Origin of the sequence: Patulibacter sp. NPDC049589 (assembly GCF_040675535.1) — a bacterium.
Taxonomy (GTDB): Bacteria; Actinomycetota; Thermoleophilia; order Solirubrobacterales; family Solirubrobacteraceae; genus Patulibacter.
The window spans coordinates 34,103-54,022 of record NZ_JBFAPC010000009.1; the positions used below are offsets into that span (position 1 = coordinate 34,103).

Below are 19,920 nucleotides of genomic sequence, written 5' to 3' on the forward strand. Positions count from 1 at the left end.
CGGCTGCCGGGGGCGACGGTGGAGACCTCCGCACCCGAGGGCCGGCGGGTCCCGAGTCCGCCGCGCCTCGACCCGCCCCCGATCCTCAGGCCGTCGTGACGGCAGGCTCGCCGGCCGCGCCCGGCACCGGCGGCCGCCGCACGAGCCGCGGCGCCGCGAGCGCGATCGCCGCGCCGACGAGGATCGCGAAGCCCGTCAGCGTCGTCCGCGGGCTGACGTACTGCAGCGCGATGCCGGCGCCGACCGCGGGGACCGACAGGCCGAGGTAGCCGGCGAGGAAGAGGCCGGCCAGGGCCTCGGCGCGGGTCTCCGGCGGGGCGATCGACGCGACCGTGCCGACGGTGCCCTTGAAGACCGCGCCCGCGCCCGCGCCGCTGGCGGTGCCACCGAGCAGGAAGAGCAGCAGGCTCGGGCTGTCCAGCCAGACCGCGGCGACCACGAGGGCGAGCCCGACGAGCATCGTGGCCATCCCGGCGGCCAGGACGCGGGGGAGCGTCCAGGCGTTCGTCACGGTCTGGGCGAGGACGCCGCCGCCGAACATCAGGAAGAGCGTCAGCCCGGCCAGGGCGTGCGAGGTGTGGTGCAGCGTGCCGACGAGGAAGACGCTGGCGAGGCCGGTGAACAGGCCGAGGACGCCGAAGGCGAGGAACGCGCCGAGCGCCGCGGCGGCGAACGCCGAGCGGGCCTCCGCCGGGACCGACACGCGCTGGGGCCGGTAGGCGGGGAACGGGTCCGGCCGACCGCGCGTCTCGGGCGTGAGGGCGACGACGGCGATCGCGATCACGAGCACGGCGAGGAAGACGACGTACGGCAGGCTCAGCGGCCGGCCGGTCCACTGGGCGAGGGCGCCGGAGACCAGCGGCCCGATGCCGAGGCCGCCGACGTTGACGGCCGTCGCGACGAGCTGCGACCGCCGCGGGCCGGCGTCGGGGCGGCTGGCGGCGTGCAGCTCGGCCAGGTAGGCCGTCGCGGTGGCGGCGACCACGCCGACGGACACCCCGTTGAGGATGCGCGCCAGAAACAGCCCCGGCAGGTCGCGCCAGAGGAGGAAGACGAGGGCGCTGAGGACGGACGCGGCGATCGCGGGCAGCAGGACGCGCCGGCGACCGTGCCAGTCGGAGAGGTGCCCGGCGAGGATCAGGCTGCCCACGACGCCGATCGCGTAGGCGGCGTAGATGAGCGTGATGACGAACGACGAGAAGCCGTCACGCGCCTGGTAGATGCCGTAGAGCGGGCTCGGCACGGTCGAGAAGGCCATCACCGCGAGGAACGCGAACGCCACCGCCCAGAAGCCGAGGCCGTGGTGGCGTCGGCTGCGGGCGGGCGGATCCAGGGACGGAGCGGTGGCCATGCCTGCATGCTCCGCGGATCGGTGATCGCTCGCAACGCCGATCGGTGCTGTCGGTCATCACTCGGTGCGATTACCATCGGAGGCGTGGAGCTCCGGCACCTGCAGACGTTCGTGACGGTGGCGGACGAGCGCAGCTTCTCGCGCGCCGCCGACCGGCTCCGGGTCGTGCAGTCCGCCGTCTCCGCGACGATCCGCACCCTCGAGCGGGAGTGGGACGTCCAGCTCTTCCACCGCACGACCCACCGGGTCAAGCTGACCGCCGAGGGCCGGGCGCTGCTGCCGGAGGCCCGCGCGGCGCTGCGGGCCGCCGAGGCCGTGGCCCATGCGGTCGACGAGGTCCACGGGGGCCTCCGCGGCACGCTGCGCCTGGGGATCATGCAGGCCTCCGCGGTCCACGGCGCCCGGAGCGCGGCGGCCGTGCTGGCGGCCTTCCGCGCGGAGCACCCGGAGGTCACGGTCCAGCTGCGCCAGGGCGGCAGCGTCACGCAGGCGGCGGCCGTGCGGGCGGGGGAGATCGACCTCGCGTTCGTCGGCATCCCCGACCGCGACCTCGTGGGCCTGCGCATCACGCCGATGGCCGAGGAGGAGATGGTGCTGGCCTGCCCGGTCGGGCACCCGCTGGCGGGACGGGACGGGGTGGAGCTCGGGGAGCTCGCCGACGAGACGTTCGTGGACGTCCCGGAGACCTGGGGCGTCAGGGGTCGTCAACGACCGGGCGTTCCAGGCGGCGGGCGCGACGCGCCGGATCGTCTACGAGATCAACGACCTCGGGACCGTCGTCGACTTCGTCCGCAACGGGCTGGCCGTCGCGATCACGGCGCGCGGGACGGCGACGGACCCCCGGATCGCGCTCGTCCCGATCCGCGGCGACGCCCCGCGCTTCATGATCCGGCTGGTGTCGCCCGCGTCCGGCCCGGGTGGCGCGGTGGCACGGGCGTTCGTCGCGGTCGCGGAGCGGGTGGCCGGGGAGGCCGCGTGAGGCACCCGCGGCGGCGACCGGCCGGCCGGACCGGCCAGCACCCTCATGCTCGGCCGCCCCGGTGCCGACGTACGAGGATGGAGCCTCCAGTCGGCACGACCACGGTGGGCGACCCAGCGTCGTGCCCGGACGACCGAGGGCCACGTGCCCAGGGCTGAGCGCATGCCTCAGGCGGACCGGCGGTACGGCGCGGCAGCGCACACCGCGGCGGCACGCCGGGCCGCGCGGGCGGCGGGGCTCCTGCGCCAGGTGCAGGAGCGGCGCGAGTTCCGCGACCGCGCCGCCTCCGCGGCCGAGGCCGGGGCCGGAGCCCCGCAGGCCACCGACGAGGAGCGCCGGCGGCTGCGCGCGCTGTCCCACACGGCGCAGCAGGCGCTCGACACCGCGGTGATGATGGCGCTCGCCGACCGCACCCCGCCCCCGGACCACGAGATCGCGGCCGCCGCGGGCGTCGACGCCTACGGGCTCGAGCACGTCCGGCAGCGCCTGTCCGGTCCGGGACGCACCGGCCGGTAGCAGGGGCGGGCCACAGCCCGCCGGATCGGCGCGCCCGCCGCCGGTGGATCCTGGCCGGTGGCCGGTGGCCGGTGGCGGGCGGCCGGGCGACGCGGGTGCGTCAGCTCCGCCGGCTGATGCGCAGACCGTCCGTGGACACGGAGCGCAGGGCGCGCAGGCGCTGCGCGGCGGTCCCACCGGTCACGACCATCCACGTCGTGCCGTCGCGGCGGGCGGCCCGGGGACCGTCCTCGGAGACCGATCGGAAGACCTTCGCGCCGCCGGTCCCGCGGGCGCGCCGGGCCCCGGGGAGCGGTGCCGGGGCGCGGCCCGGGCGCCCGGCGTCGAGGAGGACCGTGGCCTGGAGCTCGACGCGTCCGAGCCGGAGCTCGGCGCGCGCGCACGGCAGGTACGGGCGGCCGGGGCTCGCGGGCACCGCGACCGGAGCGGCGCGCAGGACGCGGGTCTCGCGCACGACGAGGTCGCGCCGCGCGGTGATGCGACACGGCGTCCCGGCCGGCGCGGTGCCCGGGACGTCGCGGGACGCCTGCGGCACGACCCACGGTCCGTCGGTGGTCGGCACGCCGATCCGCCGGCCGCGCGCGTCCAGCAGGGTCGTGCCCGGGTCGTTCAACCCGTTCCGGTCCCCGGGCTGCAGCACGAGCCAGCGCCAGCCGCGCGGCAGGTTCCGGCTGGTCCGGAGGGCGAAGCGGCGTCCCCCGGCGAGTCGCAGCGTCCGGACCGTCTCGTCGACGATCGCGACCTCGTTGGCGCCGCGCTTCCCGAAGCTGCCGCTGATCGCCGCATAGGGCGACGAGGTGCGGGCGGGCCCGCAGCCGGAGATCGCGACGTGGAGGATGCCGCGGCGGCTGGCCCCGATGTTCGTGCACCAGCCGATCCGTCCGACGTGGAGGTCCGGGCCCGACAGCACGTAGGCGGTGCCGCGGTGCCGCGCCGCGTCGGGCGGCGGGGGGAAGGAGCGGGCCAGTGGGGCTGCCGGGTCGCGCGGGCGGACGGCGGCCGTGGTCGCCGCCGGGACGTGCCGGGACGCCGGACCGTCCGAAGACGTGCCCCCCAGGGCCACGGTCGCCACGGCCGCGGCGGCGACGAGGACGACCCCGCCCAGCAGCACGGGGCCCCGCCGGAGCACCCGGCGGTCGTGGGGCGATGGCCGCGCGGTGGGCGCGTCGTCCTCGGGGGAAGGGGCAGGCACGAGGGGGAGCGGCCGTGCGGAGCGGGTGCCGCGCGGTCGACTCTGGACGGTATCGACGCCGCGGCGGGGAGGGGCCGACGGCGCCCGCTCCGCCCCGGGTCGTCAGCCGACGAGGATCGGCGTCCCGACGTCGATCCGCTCGTCGACGTCCTCGACGTCGTCGGGGTCCATCCGCACGCAGCCGTGGGAGGCGGCGGTGCCGAGCGACGCGGCCTCGGCGATGTCGAGCCGGGCGTCGACGGGCTCCTCGCGCGCGCGGCGGGCCACGGACCGGGTGAACGTCCGGACGGCCGCCCGGTCGACCGACGCGGGCACGTCGACGCCGGCGACGGCGGTACCGTCGACGATGCGGTCCGAGGCGCGGTGGTCGGCGATCCAGAGGACGGCGAGGACGACCACCACGAGCCCGGGGACGGCTCCGGTGGCGATGGTGCGGTTTCGGGACACGGGGGTCCTGTGCCTCGCTCGGGGGCCCGCGATCCCGCGGCGGCCGGCGCGGCGCGGCGCTCGAGCGCGTCGAGTCGCGCGCGGAGCTCGTCGGTGTCCTGGTCCAGGCGGGGAGAGGTGGAACCCCCGTACCGGGATCGCGACGGGAACCGGGTCCGCGGGCGTCAGCCCTTCGGCCCGCGGGTCTCGGCGGTCGCGGGCGACCAGCCGATCCCGAGGCGGCGGCGCAGCGACGCGATCCGGCCGGCGGCGGCGCCGCGGCGGGGGTCGCCGTGGGGGAGCGCCTTGACGAGCGCCTCCGCGGCGAGCAGGTCGTCGGAGCCGTGCGGCGTGGCGCACCACGCGGCCAGGGCCTCGGCGTCGCCGGCCTCCAGGAGCGCGCCGCGCAGCTCCGCGTGCAGGTCGTCCGCGATCTCGCGCACGCCCGGGGCGGCGCTGTCGGGCAGCAGCGGGCCGCGGTACAGCTCGACGGCCGACGAGAGGTCGCCGCCGCGCAGGTGCTGCTGGGTCTCGCGCAGGTCGCTGCCGATGCCGGGCGCGAGGCGGTACGGGCGGGTCAGGACGACGCCCGGCAGGCGGGTGCGCAGTCGCGAGCAGGCGGCGCGGGCGGTGCCGGGGTTCGCGCGGTCGCCGTGCAGCAGGACGGCGAGGCGCTCGGCGGTCAGGCCGCCCGGCGCGTGCACGAGCAGCGCCAGGATCTCGGCGTGCCCGCGCGACAGCGGCTGGGCGCCCTCGCGCTTGCGGGCGAGCGGGCTGTGGGTCCCGAGCAGCTCGAGCGACACGACCGGCCGCGGTCGAGAGGTCGCGTGGTCGGCGTAGACGAGGAAGCCGTCGCCGCCGGCGGGCTCGGCGTGGCCCATCCGGCCGTCGGGGAGCCGGATCGGCCCGCCCTCGGGCGGGGGCTGCGGCAGGCGCCAGCGGCGGGTCGGGTCGCCGGCGTCGCCCGACGATCCGAGTCCGGATCGCGCCCCGGGGTGCTCGACAGGGACGATCCGGCCGAGCGGGCTGAGGGCGAGCTCGGGCCGCGGCGCGCCGGCCGGGCGCTGGCGCACGAGGGCCCGGAGCCGCAGGTCGCGGCGCTCCGCCTGGCCGCGCAGCACGCGCTCCGCGGCGCGGGTGGCGCCCACGAGGTAGGGCAGCGTCCGCGGGTCGACGGTCCGCAGGTCGGCGGTCGCGTCGAGAACGCCGAGGATCTCGCCGGTCTCGGGGCAGCGGATCGGGGACGCGGAGCACGTCCAGCCGTGGACGGCGGGGCGGAAGTGCTCGGCCGAGAAGATCTGGACGGCGTGCTCCTCGACGAGCGCCGTGCCGACCGCGTTGGTGCCGGCGGCGCGCTCGGACCAGTCGGAGCCGGCCTCGAAGGCCATCTCGCCCCCGGCGCGCTCGACGGCCTCGTCCGAGCCGTCGACCCACAGCAGCATGCCGCGGGCGTCGCTGAGCGCGAAGACGTGCGGGGCGCTCGAGGTCAGGTCGGTGAGGACGCGGGCGAGCGTCGGGCGGACGACGGCGAGCGGGTGCGTCCGGCGCCGCCGCTCGAGGACGTCGGCCTGCAGCGGCGCGCGCGGCCGGGCGAGATCGGGGTCGACCCCGGCCGCGGCGGAGCGCTGCCACGAGCGGTCGACGACGGAGCGGACCTCGGCGCCCATCCGCCGGCCGCCGCGGGCGGACTCGTTGAGCCGGGCGAGGCGCAGCGCGTGACGTACGGGATCGCTGGCGGCGTCGATCGCCGCCCAGGGGTCGCTCGTCTGCGTGGTCATCCGGCCTCCTTCCTGCTCCGTCGGACCGGTGACCGGTCCGACGCTCCAGGAGCAACCTACGCGCGCCACGTGTGCGCGCGGTGAAGATCGCACCGGCGCAGTGGGGGATCGGGCCACTCCGGCCGACGTTGGCGCGTAGACGCTCGTCCGGTGCAACCTGCCGCGTGCGGACGGGTCGCGCGCGGCCCGCGCGCGGCCGCGGGCGGGCGGGAATACGGGCCCCGGGGGAGCCGGGCCCCGGGGGAGCTCAGCCGTTGCGGCGCTGCTGCTCCTCGCGGCGGCGACGGACGAGGTCCTCCTCGCTCTCGCCGAAGAGCATGCTCGCGGGCATCGGGGCGGAGTGCACGCGATTGACGCTCTCGGGGCCGGAGAGCAGCGAGACCCGGAGCTTGTCGCGCGCGGCGCGCAGGACCTCGGCCTTGCGGCGCTTCACGTCGCTGCTGGTCCAGAGCCCGTGGATGATGCCCATGACCGGGATCAGCACGATCAGGATCCCGTACATGCCCACGGGCGTCATCGCGTAGCCGAGCGGGCCGATGTTGCCGGCGGTCAGCTGCGTCCAGGCGTAGGTGCCGACGATGAAGACGATCACGCAGATCGCCGTCAGGGTCAGCGCCACGGCCCGGGTCATCAGGTCGCCGAAGCTGAAGTGGTCGTCCGGCATCTCCGGCGTGTCGGTGCCGGCCTCGATCGAGAGCTTCCGGATCGCGGCCTCCTCCTCGGCCACGCTCCGCAGCGGCGCGTCGCCGCCCGGGATCGCGCCGAGGCCCGGGATCCGGCGGACGCGGTCCAGGAAGGAGACGGGGGCCTCGTCCCGGGCGCGCTGGAGCTCGCGCTCGCGGCGCTGCTCGTCCTTCTGTGCGCGCGAGAGGTTCGCGTCGCCCGAGCCCTCGGCGCTCACGAGCGCACCCCCGTCGCGACGGGACGGGGGCCCCGGGCACCGCGCAGGCCGACCCCGCCCGCGAGGTCGCCGGTCGCGCACGCGCACGCCCCGAAGGTCCGGTCCACTCCACAACTCATACAGGGGTGTATAGATGCTCGCCGCCCGAGGGTCCACTCCCATAGGGAGGAACTGCCTACCTCCATGGCGCGTCGCGCCGGCCAGGGGCCCGCGCGCAGCGCTCGGCCGGGAGGCGGCCGGGGTCGGTGCGCGTCCACCGTACACGGCGGGTGGGGTGCCGTGGTCGCCGTCGGGACCGTGATCCCGCCGGACGGGGGTGACGCCGGGAGCGTGTCGGCGCGGGGGCGACCGGGGCCGCCGGGCCGGGGCCGCCCGGCGGGGGCGTAGGCCGGCGGGGGCGTAGGCCGGCGGGGGTGCGGGCCAGCGGGGGTGCGGGCCCGGCGCTCGCCTCCGGGGACTGCTGCCGTCCCCGGCGGACGGATCCCGACACGCCGTACGGGTCGCTACCACCGGTAGGGGAGCGCCCGCGGTGTGCTCCCGACCCAAGCCGCTCGCGAACAGCTGGCTCGCAACGACACGCCTAGGGAACTGGACGGACGTACGGTGACATCCGTCCGGACCCCGATCACAGAGGAGCGCATGAGCGCCATCGACGACGTCACGCCTCCGGGGCACCGAGCAGGCATCTCGGAGCCGACCAGCACCGACCATCCAGCCGCTCAGGGCCCCTCCGGCGCCCGGTCCGGCCGTGCCTGGGACGACGTCGTCGACGTCTTCGAGCGCGCCGCCGACGAGCCGCGCGTGGCCGAGGGCGTCGGGCGCATCGGGCACAGCGTCCTCCTGAGCGCGATCGACGTCCCCGACTCGGGGATCGTCCTCGTCTGCCGCGACGGCCGGATCGAGGTCCTCGACGCGGACGGCCCGGGAGCGGACCACACGATCGAGCTGGCCTTCGCCACGAAGGACCTCGAGCGCCTGGCCGAGGGCAAGCTGCGCGCCGCGATGGCGATCGCCGCCGGCCGCGCGACCTACGCCGGCCCGGTCCGCCAGTTCCTGCGGGTCCTGCCGCTCGTGCAGGCGATGGTCAATCCGCCCGACGAGATGGGCACCGACTCGATCCACGACGGCACCGAGGAGCACGCATGAGCGGCGCTGATCCGAACACCGCCGCGCTGTTGGACCGCGCGTCGGGGTACGACCTGCACCAGGGGCCGATGACGGTCCCGCAGCGCAATCCGGGGGACTTCTGGTCGATCGAGTGCATCGATCTGTACAAGTCGTTCGGTCCGAACCGCGTGATGAACGGTTTGAACGTCGGCATCCCCGAGGGCATGATCACGGTCGTCCTGGGGCCGTCGGGCACCGGGAAGTCGGTGTTGTTGTCGCACCTGATCGGGTTGATGTTCCCGGACAAGGGCGACATTCTCGTGCACGGCGAGTCGGTGCCGCGGATGACGGTGCCGCAGCTCCTGGAGATGCGCCGGAAGTTCGGGATCCTGTTCCAGGACGGGGCGCTGTTCGGGTCGATGAACGTGTACGACAACGTCGCGTTCCCGCTGCGGCAGCACACCAACCAGTCCGAGGCGGAGATCCGCGAGACGGTGATGCGCCGGCTGGACGAGGTCGGCCTGGCCAATGGTGCGGAGACGCGGATGCCGTCGGAGCTGTCGGGTGGCATGAAGAAGCGGGCGGGGTTCGCCCGCGCGCTGGTGCTCGATCCGCAGATCGTGATGTTCGACGAGCCCGATTCGGGTCTGGATCCGGTCCGTACGGCGCTGTTGTGTCAGTTGATCGAGAAGGTGCACGCCGAGAACGGCGGCACCTATGTGGTGATCACGCACGACATCGCGTCGGCGCGGCGGATCGGTGAGTACATCGCGGTGCTGTGGAAGGGCCGCATCGTGCAGTCCGGCGATCGGGACGACATGTTCGACTCGCCCAACCCCTTCGTCCGCCAGTTCCTGGCCGGAAACCCAGGTGGTCCCCTTGGCATGGAGTGAGCGGACCGCTCGCCCGGCCGGGCGACCCCGCACCGAGAGGAGGGCCGTCTGATGGACACCGCGACCCTGAGTCCCCCGGCACTGCCGCAGACGCCCGTCGAGCCGTCCTCGCCGCCGCCGGACAAGAAGGCCAGCAAGGGCCTGGCGGCCGTCCTCGAGGAGATCGCCGCGATGATCCTGCTCGTCGGGCAGGCCGCGCGCGCGTCCGTCACGCGCCCGTTCGTCTGGCGCGACGAGTTCATCGAGCAGACGTTCCTGATCATCCGGCGGTGCTTCATCCCGGTCGTGATCTCGACGACGTTCTTCGGCCTCGGTGCGCCCGGCATCCAGGGCGGCAACATCACCTACATCCTGGGCACGGTGGACCGCCTCGGCGCGTTCTTCGTGATGGCGTCCGTGCGCGAGTTCGCGCCGTGGATCAACGGCATGGTCATCGCCGGCGTCGGCGGCACCGCGATCTGCGCGGACCTCGGCGCCCGCAAGGTCCGCCAGGAGCTCGACGCCCTCGCCGTCCTCGGCATGGACCCGGTCCGCACGATCGTCGTCCCGCGCTTCCTCGCGCTCGGCCTCGTGACCGCGCTGATGAACCTGGTCGCCATCGTCTTCGGCCTCGTCGGCGGCTGGATCGCCGCGGTCGCGGTCTTCGGCGACACGTCCGCCGGCTACCTCGGCACCTTCAGCTCCAACTTCACGCTCCCGGACCTGCTGGGCAGCGTCATCAAGACCAGCCTCTTCGGCTTCATCGTCGCGGTCGTCTGCTGCTACAAGGGCATGACGGTCAAGGGCGGCGCCGAGGGCGTCGGCAGAGCGGTCAACCAGGCCGTGGTCCTGTCGTTCGTCGGCATCTGGGCGTTCAACTTCGTCTTCACGACGACGATGCTCGCGGCCTTCCCCGAGACCGGGAACCTCCACTGATGTCGGCCCCCTCGCTCGCCGGCGACCCCGTCGTCCGGCGGCCCACCGCACCGAGCCGCTTCCGCGAGGGCCTGACCGGCCCCGTCCGCGGCGTCCTCAAGGAGGCCGGCGAGCTCGCCCAGTTCTCCGGGCGCGCGATCCTCGAGCTGCGCGGCGTCTTCCGCTACTCGGCCGAGATCCTCCGGCAGACCGGAATCCTGATCACCGGCTCGCTGGCGGTCGTGGCGGTCATGCAGTTCGTCATCGGCATGCAGTGCGCCACCGAGGCCAACTACGTGCTGCGCGGCTACGGCGCGTCCGCGTACTCCGGCGTGTTCACGGCCTGGTGCGGCGTCCGCGAGATGGGCCCGTACATGTGGGGCTACATCATCTCCGCGAAGGTCGGCTGCGGCCTCGTCGCCGAGCTCGGATCCATGCGGATCAACAACGAGTTCGACGCCATGGAGTCGCTCGGCATCAACCCGATGCGCTACGTCGTCGCCACGCGCCTGATGGCCTGCATCATCGCGTTCCCGATGATGTACCTCGTCGGCCTGGCGTTCCACAACCTCGCCGACCAGGTGATCATCACCGACCAGATCAAGGAGGTCTCGCTGGGCGGCTGGGAAGGGGTCCACTGGGCCTTCCTCAGACCGATCGACGTCCTCTACTCCGAGATCAAGATCATGGCGATGGGCCTGGTGATCGTCCTCGTGGCGATGTACTACGGCTACACCGCCAAGGGGGGCCCGGTCGGCGTCGGCACGGCGACGGCCCGCTCGATGATCCTCAACCTGGTCCTGATCCACGTCATCGGGTCGGTGCTGACCATGGTGTTCTGGGGTCTGAACCCGGCGTCTCCGGTCGGGGGCTGAGTCGTGCACGCCATTCGCAGGTTGGTCCTCGACCGCCCCTGGGCGCTCATCGTCGTCGCACTGCTCGTCGCCTTCGCGGTGTGGGCGCTGCAGACGCGCTCACAGGCGCACACGGTCCGGGCCGCGTTCTCCTCGGCCGTCAGCGTCGTCCCCGGCCTCGACGTCCAGATCGACGGCGTCGACGTCGGCAAGGTCCAGAAGGTGAAGTACGAGGACGGCCAGGCCCTGGTCGACCTCGGCATCAACGACGAGAGCGCGTGGCCGCTGCGCCGCGGCACGACCGCCGAGATCCGCTTCGGCACGACGATCGGCAACGGCACGCGCAACGTCGCGCTGACGCCGGGCCCGGAGAACGCGCCGCCGATCCCCGAGGACGGCATCATCACCCGCGCGGACACCACCACCCCGGTGGAGTTCGACGACGTCTTCAACACCCTGAGCGCGAAGACCCGGCGCCGGCTCCGCGCCGCGCTGGACGGCTCCGCCGAGGCGACGAAGGACCGCGACGTCCAGATCAGCCAGGCGCTGCGGCACGCGCCGGGCGCGCTCGACGCGACGTCCGACGTCCTCGCCGACCTGCTGGCCGACGGCTCCGCGCTGAAGGCGCTGGTGCGCAACGGCGACGTCGTCACGCAGACGCTGGCGCAGCGCCAGGAGGTCGTCTCCGACCTCGTCACCGCCGCGAGCGGCACGTTCGACGCGTTCGGCCGCCGGACGGTCCGGATCACGCAGTCGCTGGACCGCTTCGCGCCGATGCTGAAGGACACCGGCCAGACGCTGGCGCGCGCCGACGGCAGCCTCGACCGGATCGACACGCTGATGCAGACGGTCCGCCCCGGCGCGCAGAAGCTGCCGGCGCTCGCGAAGACCGCCGGCCCCGCGCTGGTCCGGCTCCAGGACGTCGCGCCCGTCGCGGTGCGCACCCTGAAGACCGTCCGCACGGTGTCGCCGCGGGTCTCCTCGCTGCTCGACGTCGCGACGCCGTTCATGGCGCCCGCGACGAAGGCGCTGGACGGCCTCGCACCGGTCGTCCACTGCGTCCGCAACTACACCCCGGAGATCGCCGGCTGGGCGCAGACGTGGGGTGGCTGGTCGAAGAACTACGACAACACCTCGCACTACGCCCGGATCAAGATCAAGGAGGGCATCACGTCCGCGAACGGCCTCCTCCCGAGCTCCGAGTTCATCAACGAGATCCCCGGCACCGACAACCGCTACGCGATGCCGCGGCCCCCCGGACTGAACGCCGGGAAGCCCTGGTTCGACGCCTCCTGCGGCGTCACGAAGGACGCGCTGGACGCGTCGAAGGATCCGGAGAAGCCATGAATCGGACCGCTCGCCACGCGACGCCGCGGCTGCTCGCCGTCGCGGCGCTGGTGCTCGTCGCCGCCGTCGTCCTGTTCCTCGCCGTCACCGGCGGCGAGGACGACGGCTACGTCGTCCGCGCAGAGTTCCAGGACACGTCCGGCCTGCGCAAGAACTCCGACGTGAAGATCGGCGGCGTCCCCGGCGGCCGGATCACGAAGATCGACCTGACCTCCCGGGACACCGCGATGGTGACCATGAAGCTCCGGGACGGCGCGGTGCCGATCGGGGCCGGCGCCACCGCCGACGCCCGCCCGGTCAACCTGCTCGGCGAGAAGTACGTGGACCTGCGCCCGGGCGACCTGCGCAAGCCGGTCACCACCGGGGTCACGATCCCGCTCGCCCGCACCGACGCGCCCGTCGAGCTCGACCAGGTGATCGACACCCTCGACCCGACGACCCGCGGGCGGCTGCGCGTCCTGATCAACGAGGCCGGCGTCGGCCTGCGCGGCCGCGGCTCGGACTTCAACGCGCTCCTGGACCGCATGCCCTCGTCGCTGCGGGAGGGGCAGCAGCTGCTGGCCGACTTCGCGGACGACACGACCCGGCTCAAGCGCCTCGCGTCCACCGGCGACCGCGTCCTGCAGTCGTTCGCGAACGGCGGCGACCAGCTCGCCGACCTCGTGAACTCCGGCCAGCAGGCGCTCGCGGTGACGGCGAAGAACCGGCAGAAGCTCGGCGAGAGCATCGACCAGGCACCGACGACACTGCGGCAGCTGCAGGCGACGCTGACCACGCTCGACGGCGCGAGCCGGCGGCTGAAGCCCGCCGCGGCCGAGATCCGCCGCACGGCGCCGTCGCTGACCGACGCGCTGGACCGCCTGCCCACGCTGGAGAAGAACGCGAAGCCCACGCTGGCGACGGTGAAGGCCGCGTCCCCCGACCTCTCGCGCCTGGGGCGTCAGGGCACCCCGATCGTCACCCGGCTGCGGCTGCCCGCCCGCGAGCTCCAGCGGTTCTCGACGGTCTTCGACCCGCTGAGCCGCACCCTCGACTCCCAGACCAACCCGCTGCTGCGGATGATGGAGGGCTGGACGCGCACGATCCAGACCCGCGACAACGCCGGGCACCTGTTCCGCACCGAGGCGGTCGTGACGCCCGAGCTGCTGAAGCTGCTGACGTCCAAGATCGCCCAGGGCGGCGAGCAGATCGACCGGCCGCAGGACACCGGCCCGTCGCCGGGCGCGGACGGTATGGAGCTGAAGACCAAGCCGTCGTCCCCCGGGACCACGACCGGCACCGCCCCCACGACCACGGCGGCCCCGCCGGCGGCGACCACGCCGTCGCCCGCCGCCGCGGAGCCCGAGAAGCCCCGCGGCCTGATCCCGACGGTCCTCGACCGCCTCAACCGGCTGGTGAACCCATGAGACGCCCCCGCCACACCGGCCGCGCGGCCAGCAGGAGCTTCTCGCGTCCCACCCTCTGGGCCATCGGCCTGGCGGGGATCGGGGCCGTGGTGCTCATGTTCCTCATCGGCTACAACGCGCCGAACAGCATCCCGGGTCGCAAGTACCTGACGGTGAAGGCCGCGTTCGAGAACGCGGACAACCTGACCGCCCACTACCAGGTGCGGATCGCCGGTCGCGACGTCGGCCAGGTCCTGCGGCCGCGGGTCGAGCACGGCAAGGCCGTCGTCGACCTGCAGCTCAAGCCGGACGTCGCGCCGCTGCGCTCGGACACGACGCTGCGCGTGCGCCCGCGGTCCCCGATCGGCGTGCGCTTCGTCGAGCTGTCCCCGGGCACGAAGGGCCGGCCGCTGAAGGACGGCGACCTGATCCCGTCCAGCCAGACCTCGGCGTCGACCGAGCTCGACACGACGTTCAACACCTTCGACAGCAAGCGGCGGGCGAAGGCCCAGGAGCTCGCCAACGGTCTGGGCACCGGCGTGCTCGGCCGCGGCGAGGACATCCAGAAGCTGCTCGACGACGGGCCCCAGGGCCTGCGGGCGCTGAAGGAGATCGCCGCGCCGATCAACGCCCGTCGCGACGCGGTGCGCGGGTTCGTCCGCGGCGCCGACGGCGCGGCCACCGCGGCCGACCCGGTGCGCGAGACCATCCGCCGCGGGTTCGGCGACGGGGCGAAGGCGCTCCAGGCGTTCGCCGACGCCGGCGACGACCTCGGCTCGTCCCTGAACGAGGCGCCGTCCTCGCTGGCCGCGGCCCGCGCGGGCCTGGCCGACGCCGAGCCGTTCCTGCGCGAGATCCGCGCCCTGTCGCGCACGGCGGTCCCCGCGCTGGAGCCCGCCCCGGCCGGCCTGCGCGCCACGAGCCGGCTGATCCGCGAGTCGCCGGCGGGCCTGCAGAGCGCCCGCACCACCCTGGCCAAGGCCCAGGCGGCGGTCGATCCGGTCCTCGGGCTGCTCGGCGAGACCGACCCCGTCCTGCCGTCGTTCCGCAGCGGGCTGGCCTCGAGCCTGCCGCTCGTGGACCGCGTCGGCGCCCACGGCTGCGACGTCGCGCTGTTCGCCAAGAACTGGAGCAGCATGCTCGGCCAGGGCGTCCCCGGCGGCGACAAGGACATCGGCACCATCAACGCCCTCCGGCTCGTGGTGCTCGCCAGCGAGGAGAGCATCACCGGGCCCACCATCCGGTCGCCGCTCGTGGTCGACAACCCCTACCCCGCCCCGTGCACCGTGGAGCAGGACGCGAGGAACCACCGATGAGCCGCTTCCGCGACCGCTTCGCCTACGTGCCGGGGATGCACCGGCAGCGCCCGCTGCGCAACGGCGTCATCCTGCTCGCCCTCGTGGTCCTCGTGCTGTGGGCCGGGTACTCCCGCTCGATCCCGTTCCTGCCCAAGGGCGGCACCGAGGTACAGGCCCGCTTCGCGAACGCCACGCAGGTCCAGGGCGGCACCGTCGTCCGCGTCGCCGGCGTCGACGTCGGCTCCGTCGAGAAGGTGCAGCGCGAGCGCGGCCGCCGCGGGGCGCTCGTGACGATGCGGATCAAGGACGACCAGGACATCGACCTGCGGGCCGACGCCCGCGCGTCGATCCTCTGGCGCACCGTCCTCGGACGCAACATGTACATCGACCTCGATCCCGGCACGCCCGGGAAGCCGAAGCTCGGCGGCGACGGCATCCCGCTCGCGCGGACCGGCGTCCAGACGGAGGCCGACCAGGCGATGCAGCCGCTCGGGCGCACCCAGCGCCGCTCGGTGCAGGAGGCCATCGCCGCGTTCGACGCCGGCACCAAGGACCCGAAGGAGATCCAGGCCGCGATCGACGCCGCGGGGCCGGCGCTGAAGAACATCCGCACGGGGGTCGGGGCGCTCCGCGGCTCGGACCCCGGCAACCTCACGACCCTCGTCCGCCAGACGAGCCGGACGATGGGCGCCCTGTCGGCGTCGGACGACGACCTCGCCGGTCTCGTCGACGACGGGCGCGTCGCGCTCGGCGTGACGGCCGCTCGGCGCGACGACGTCGGCTCGCTGCTGGACCAGGCGCCGTCCACGATGGACGACACCCGGCTGACGCTCGCTCGCGTCCGCGGCACGCTCGACGAGCTCGACCCGACCGCGAAGGACCTGCTGCCCGGCGCCCGGGCGCTGCCCTCCGCGGCGGACGCCGCCCGACCGGCGCTCGCCAGCCTCGACGCGGTCCTGGACGACGCGGAGCCCACGCTGCGCTCGCTGCGGCCGGCGGTCTCGCGGCTGTCGACCATCGTCGACCCCGGCATCACCACGATCAAGGCGCTGCAGCCGACGGTCGACCGCACGAACTCCACCCTGCTGCCTTGGCTGAACCAGAAGGACCCGGGCACGAACCTCAAGCTGTCGGAGGCCATCGGCCCGTTCTTCAGCGCCCTGGACTCGGCCGCGTCGTCGTTCGACGCCAACGGCTTCATGATGAACTTCCAGACCGCGCCGGACGAGCGGACGTTCCAGACGCTGCCGTGCACGCTGCGGCTCACGGACCCGGCCGCCAGCCCGGAGAACAAGATCAACTGCGACGCGCTCGGGGACCTCGTCAGGGCCCTGAGCGGCGCGCCGCTGCCGCCGTCGGGCGACTACCCCGACGACCCGCCGCGGCCGGACAGCCGGAGCATCGTCCGGAAGGGGAGCGACCGATGAGCTTCAACGGCGAACGCCTCGCGCTCGAGCTCAAGCGCGCGCGGCGACCCTTCCTGATCCTGCTGGTCCTCGTCGGCCTCGCGGCGTACGCGGCCTGGTACATGTTCCACAAGCAGGAGGCGCAGTGGCCCTGGCAGGCCACCCGCAAGTACCAGGTGGCCTTCCAGGACGTCAAGGGCGTCCGCCCGGGCCAGCAGCAGGTCCGCATCGCCGGCGTGAAGGTCGGCCTGATCAGCAAGGCGAAGGTCCGCGGCAAGAACGCCGTCCTGACCCTGTCGCTGGACGACAAGTACGGCAAGCTCTACAAGAACGCACGACTGAGCCTGCGCCCGGTCACCCCGCTGCAGGACATGTACGTGTCGATCGTCTCCCGCGGGACGAAGACGGCCGGGGAGCTCGGCAAGGACGACGTGCTGGGCATGCAGCGCAGCGAGGTCCCCGTGGACATCTCGCAGGTCCTCAACACCTTCGACACCGACACGCGGGCCCGCCTGGCGGCGCTGACCGACGACTTCGGCGAGGGCGTCGGCGGCCACGGCGAGGAGCTCCGTGCGGCGTTCGCCGCCCTGGCGCCGTTCCTGCGGACCGCCGACCGGCTGACGGGCGCGATGACCGACCGGCGGCGCGAGATCGCGCGGGTCGTCGACAACCTCGGGCGCCTGACGGCCGCGGTCAACACCCGCGACCAGCAGCTCACGCGCCTGGTCCGGGACGGCCACACGACCGTCGCGGAGCTCGCGGCCCACGACCAGACGCTCGCGTCGACGCTCGCGGAGCTGCCGGACACGCTGGCCAGGATGCGCAGCTCGTTCGCCACGCTGCGCGACGCCGAGACCCAGGTCGATCCCGCCCTGGCCTCGCTGCGGCCGGTCGCCGACAAGCTGCAGACCGGCCTCGACGCGCTCAAGGGCCTGAGCGGCGACGCGACCCCGTCGCTGAACGCGCTGCGGCCCGCCGCGAAGGACCTGCGACCGCTCGCGACGTCGCTGCCGGCGACCACCGACGCGCTGAAGGACGCGTTCGACCAGCTCGCGCCGACGGCGCCGCGGCTGGACCGGGCGACGGCCGACCTCGTGCCGTGCCGCCTGACCACCACGAAGTTCTTCCAGTGGACCCTGTCGGTCCTGAAGTTCTACGACGCCAACGGTGCGTGGCCCCGCGGTGAGCTCGTGCTCGGCGCCCCCGCCTTCTCGCTCGGGCTCGTCAAGGACCCGAACCTGCGGCGCGACAAGACCTGCACCCAAGGGGGGAGCACCCGATGAGGATCGAGCACCGGGTCGGCAAGCTGCTGACCATCGCGATCTTCACGATCGCCTGCCTGGGCGTCTTCGGCTGGCTCTTCGTCAAGGCGGGCGGCGACCTGCCCGGCACGGACGAGGGGGAGCGCGCCCAGGCGCTCGTCCCCACGGCCTTCCAGCTCGTCAAGAACGCCGACGTCCGCCGGGCCGGCGTCACCGTCGGCAAGGTCCGCGACGTGCAGAACCGCGGGTCGGTCGGGCTCGTGCAGTTCACCGTCAACAAGGACCAGGGGCCGCTCTACAAGGACGCCACGGTCAAGATCCGGACCAAGACGCTCGTCGGCGAGAACTACGTCGATCTCGACCCGGGCACCCCGAAGGCCGGGCCGCTCGGCGACAACGGGACGATCCCGCTGACCCAGGCCGGCGAGGCCGTGCAGCTGGACCAGATCCTCTCGGGCCTCGACAAGCCGACCCGCGCGGCGATCCAGAAGAACCTCGACGCGCTCGGCGGCGGCGTCGGCGAGCGGGGCGCGCAGCTCAGCCGCCTGTTCGCCGTCACGCCGGTCACGCTGAAGGGCGTGCGGCAGCTCAGCGACCTGCTGGACGACCAGCGCCCGGAGCTGGCGAAGATGATCGACCAGTCCGGCAAGGTGTTGCAGGCGTTCGCCAGCCGCACCGCGGACGTCCGCAACCTCGCGGTCCAGGCGCAGCAGACGGCGGCCGCGGCGGCGTCGCGCGACGCGCAGATCGGCGCGACCCTGCGCCAGCTGCCCGACACCCTGCGGCAGCTGCGCGAGACCTCGACCCGCCTGGGCCGCGTGTCGCGCCGCAGCACGCCGGTCGCGGCGGACCTGCGCGTCGCGATGGCCGCGCTGCCGGCGGTCACCAAGCGCCTGGAGTCGTCGACGAACGCGGGCCGCGAGCTGTTCGACGTGCTGCCCTCGGTCTCGAAGCAGGCCGAGCCGATGCTCGCGAAGCTCAAGGACTTCAGCGGCGAGACGAAGACCGCGATCCCGGCGCTGGACGGCCTGCTGCGCGAGACGAACCCCGCGCTGCGCTACCTGAAGCCGCACGCGACGGAGCTCGGGACGGTCTGGGCCAACCTCGGCTCGGCGATCGGCACGCGCGACGTCTCCAGCCAGCTCGGCCGCGTCCACGCGATCGTCGACGACCGCACCGTCAACGGGCTCCCGAAGGAGGTCTACGACGCGGTCCAGCAGGTGCTGACGCTCGGCGGCCTCACGAAGACCCGCGGGATCGGCTTCAACGCCTACCCGGACCCCGGGTCGCGGAAGGACCCCAAGGCGCTGCAGGGCACACCGCCGCAACTGCGGGCGGACCCGAGCGCGCTGACCGGGGCGAAGCCGTGAGCGACCGCGGCGGGACGACGCAGCTGGCCTACGTGCGGCTGGGACTCGACCGCCCGCTGCCGCTCGCCGCCGGACGGCACGTGATCGCCGCCGGCCCGTCCGGCGCGGACCCGGACCGGGTCACCGGCGTCGAGCGCATCCAGGGCGGCGCTGACGTCCTCGAGCTCGCGGACGTCGACCCGGTCGACCCCTCGCGCGGCGCGCCGAAGCGGAAGCGCCGGTCGCCGGACCCCGCGGGGACGCGGACCGTCGTGACCCTCGTGCGCGCGAGCGAGCCGCTGGAGCCCGCCCGGGCCGCCGCGATCCTCGAGGGATGGCGCCGCGACGGCGCCGAGCCCCGGCAGTGGGTCGGCGCGGCGCTGACCGCGATCAACCGCGCGCTGCAGGCCCACCGCCTGGTCCACCGCGATCCCTACACCGTCGAGGTGACCGTCGACGACCTGCTCTGGGCGGTCGTCGGCCACGGCTCCGCGGACGCGCTGGCCACCGGCGCTGCGGGCGAGCAGATCGACGCGCTCGGCACCCGCCGCGCCCGCGCCAACGCGTCGCAGCGCGCGCGACCGGGCGAGGTCACCGGCCTGGCGCTCACCGGGGGCCTGCCGCTCCTGGAGGGCGAGGAGCTCGTCGGCTTCGCCGTCCGCGAGGCCAACCACGGGCGCCGGCACTCCGCGCTCGCGGCGCTGGAGGCCGGACGCCGGCTGCTGGAGCAGGAGCTCGACCCGCGGGCGCGCGCGGCGCTGTCCCGGGTGCCGGATCCGCCGGGCGCCGACGCCGCCGCGCTGCTGGCGGCCGCCGGGGCGCTGCAGGACGTCGTCGACGTGTGGCGCTCGGGCACGGCCGGCGAGGCGCCGGAGGCCGCGCGCGCCGCGGAGGCCGAGCTGACGGCCGACGCGCGGGGCACGCGGCACCAGCCGCACGCCGGGGGCTGAGCGCCGCGGAAGCGGCGACGGTCGCCGCCGCC

General features: G+C 74.5%; 18 protein-coding genes and 1 pseudogene. 14 read left to right on the forward strand and 5 right to left on the reverse strand.

The annotated features are described in order from the left end of the window. Positions 1 to 85: 85 nt before the first annotated feature. On the reverse strand, positions 86 to 1,351 hold the full coding sequence (locus AB0L40_RS02985; RefSeq protein WP_364348940.1) for an MFS transporter: 1,266 nt from the start codon (positions 1,349 to 1,351) through the stop codon (positions 86 to 88). A gap of 6 nt (positions 1,352 to 1,357) precedes the next feature. Between AB0L40_RS02985 and AB0L40_RS02990 the strand changes: the two are divergent. The 3 genes and pseudogenes from AB0L40_RS02990 to AB0L40_RS03000 all read left to right on the forward strand — a co-directional run. Beyond that, positions 1,358 to 2,038, forward strand: a pseudogene (locus tag AB0L40_RS02990) (LysR family transcriptional regulator); the annotation flags it as partial. Positions 2,039 to 2,108: 70 nt separating this feature from the next. Next, positions 2,109 to 2,330: a hypothetical protein gene (locus AB0L40_RS02995; protein ID WP_364349008.1), complete on the forward strand. Its 222-nt coding sequence runs from the start codon at positions 2,109 to 2,111 to the stop codon at positions 2,328 to 2,330. A 162-nt stretch (positions 2,331 to 2,492) separates the two neighbouring features. After that, positions 2,493 to 2,846 (forward strand): hypothetical protein, encoded by a 354-nt coding sequence (locus AB0L40_RS03000; protein ID WP_364348943.1) that lies wholly within the window; start codon positions 2,493 to 2,495, stop codon positions 2,844 to 2,846. 100 nt (positions 2,847 to 2,946) lie between these two features. Here AB0L40_RS03000 and AB0L40_RS03005 read toward each other — a convergent pair whose 3' ends face one another. The 4 genes from AB0L40_RS03005 to AB0L40_RS03020 form a co-directional block, all read right to left on the reverse strand. Beyond that, a complete protein-coding gene (locus tag AB0L40_RS03005) occupies positions 2,947 to 4,038 on the reverse strand; it encodes a hypothetical protein (protein WP_364348946.1) in 1,092 nt (363 codons plus the stop codon). 102 nt (positions 4,039 to 4,140) lie between these two features. Then, the gene (locus AB0L40_RS03010) at positions 4,141 to 4,485 is read right to left on the reverse strand and encodes a L,D-transpeptidase (RefSeq protein ID WP_364348948.1); all 345 of its coding nucleotides are present in this window, start codon (positions 4,483 to 4,485) and stop codon (positions 4,141 to 4,143) included. 164 nt (positions 4,486 to 4,649) lie between these two features. After that, a complete protein-coding gene (locus AB0L40_RS03015) occupies positions 4,650 to 6,242 on the reverse strand; it encodes a transcriptional regulator (RefSeq protein ID WP_364348951.1) in 1,593 nt (530 codons plus the stop codon). A gap of 247 nt (positions 6,243 to 6,489) precedes the next feature. Then, the gene (locus AB0L40_RS03020) at positions 6,490 to 7,143 is read right to left on the reverse strand and encodes a hypothetical protein (RefSeq protein WP_364348954.1); all 654 of its coding nucleotides are present in this window, start codon (positions 7,141 to 7,143) and stop codon (positions 6,490 to 6,492) included. Between the two features lie 639 nt (positions 7,144 to 7,782). On the opposite strand from AB0L40_RS03020, the gene AB0L40_RS03025 reads away from it, so the two are divergent. The 11 genes from AB0L40_RS03025 to AB0L40_RS03075 are packed head-to-tail and all read left to right on the forward strand — an operon-like array spanning position 7,783 to position 19,888. After that, positions 7,783 to 8,289, forward strand: a complete 507-nt coding sequence (locus tag AB0L40_RS03025) for an SCP2 sterol-binding domain-containing protein (protein WP_364348957.1) — start codon at positions 7,783 to 7,785, stop codon at positions 8,287 to 8,289. Continuing rightward, positions 8,286 to 9,143, forward strand: a complete 858-nt coding sequence (locus AB0L40_RS03030) for an ABC transporter ATP-binding protein (RefSeq protein WP_364348960.1) — start codon at positions 8,286 to 8,288, stop codon at positions 9,141 to 9,143. Before AB0L40_RS03025 ends, AB0L40_RS03030 begins: the two co-directional genes overlap by 4 nt. A 51-nt stretch (positions 9,144 to 9,194) precedes the next feature. Beyond that, entirely contained in the window at positions 9,195 to 10,058 is an 864-nt protein-coding gene (locus AB0L40_RS03035) for an ABC transporter permease (protein ID WP_364348963.1), read from the forward strand. Beyond that, entirely contained in the window at positions 10,058 to 10,912 is an 855-nt protein-coding gene (locus AB0L40_RS03040) for an ABC transporter permease (protein WP_364348966.1), read from the forward strand. Before AB0L40_RS03035 ends, AB0L40_RS03040 begins: the two co-directional genes overlap by 1 nt. Before the next feature lie 21 nt (positions 10,913 to 10,933). Then, a complete protein-coding gene (locus tag AB0L40_RS03045) occupies positions 10,934 to 12,238 on the forward strand; it encodes an MlaD family protein (protein WP_364348969.1) in 1,305 nt (434 codons plus the stop codon). After that, complete coding sequence (locus AB0L40_RS03050) at positions 12,235 to 13,644, forward strand: MlaD family protein (RefSeq protein WP_364348972.1); 1,410 nt, start codon at positions 12,235 to 12,237, stop codon at positions 13,642 to 13,644. The genes AB0L40_RS03045 and AB0L40_RS03050 overlap by 4 nt, the downstream gene beginning before the upstream one ends. Next, a complete protein-coding gene (locus AB0L40_RS03055) occupies positions 13,641 to 14,939 on the forward strand; it encodes an MlaD family protein (protein ID WP_364348975.1) in 1,299 nt (432 codons plus the stop codon). The genes AB0L40_RS03050 and AB0L40_RS03055 overlap by 4 nt, the downstream gene beginning before the upstream one ends. After that, positions 14,936 to 16,348: an MlaD family protein gene (locus AB0L40_RS03060; RefSeq protein WP_364348978.1), complete on the forward strand. Its 1,413-nt coding sequence runs from the start codon at positions 14,936 to 14,938 to the stop codon at positions 16,346 to 16,348. Before AB0L40_RS03055 ends, AB0L40_RS03060 begins: the two co-directional genes overlap by 4 nt. After that, positions 16,345 to 17,610 carry an MlaD family protein gene (locus tag AB0L40_RS03065; protein WP_364348981.1) on the forward strand — a complete coding sequence of 422 codons (1,266 nt, stop codon included), beginning with the start codon at positions 16,345 to 16,347 and terminating at the stop codon, positions 17,608 to 17,610. The genes AB0L40_RS03060 and AB0L40_RS03065 overlap by 4 nt, the downstream gene beginning before the upstream one ends. Next, complete coding sequence (locus AB0L40_RS03070; RefSeq protein WP_364348984.1) at positions 17,607 to 18,959, forward strand: MlaD family protein; 1,353 nt, start codon at positions 17,607 to 17,609, stop codon at positions 18,957 to 18,959. The genes AB0L40_RS03065 and AB0L40_RS03070 overlap by 4 nt, the downstream gene beginning before the upstream one ends. Continuing rightward, on the forward strand, positions 18,956 to 19,888 hold the full coding sequence (locus tag AB0L40_RS03075; protein WP_364348987.1) for a hypothetical protein: 933 nt from the start codon (positions 18,956 to 18,958) through the stop codon (positions 19,886 to 19,888). The genes AB0L40_RS03070 and AB0L40_RS03075 overlap by 4 nt, the downstream gene beginning before the upstream one ends. Positions 19,889 to 19,920 lie beyond the last annotated feature (32 nt).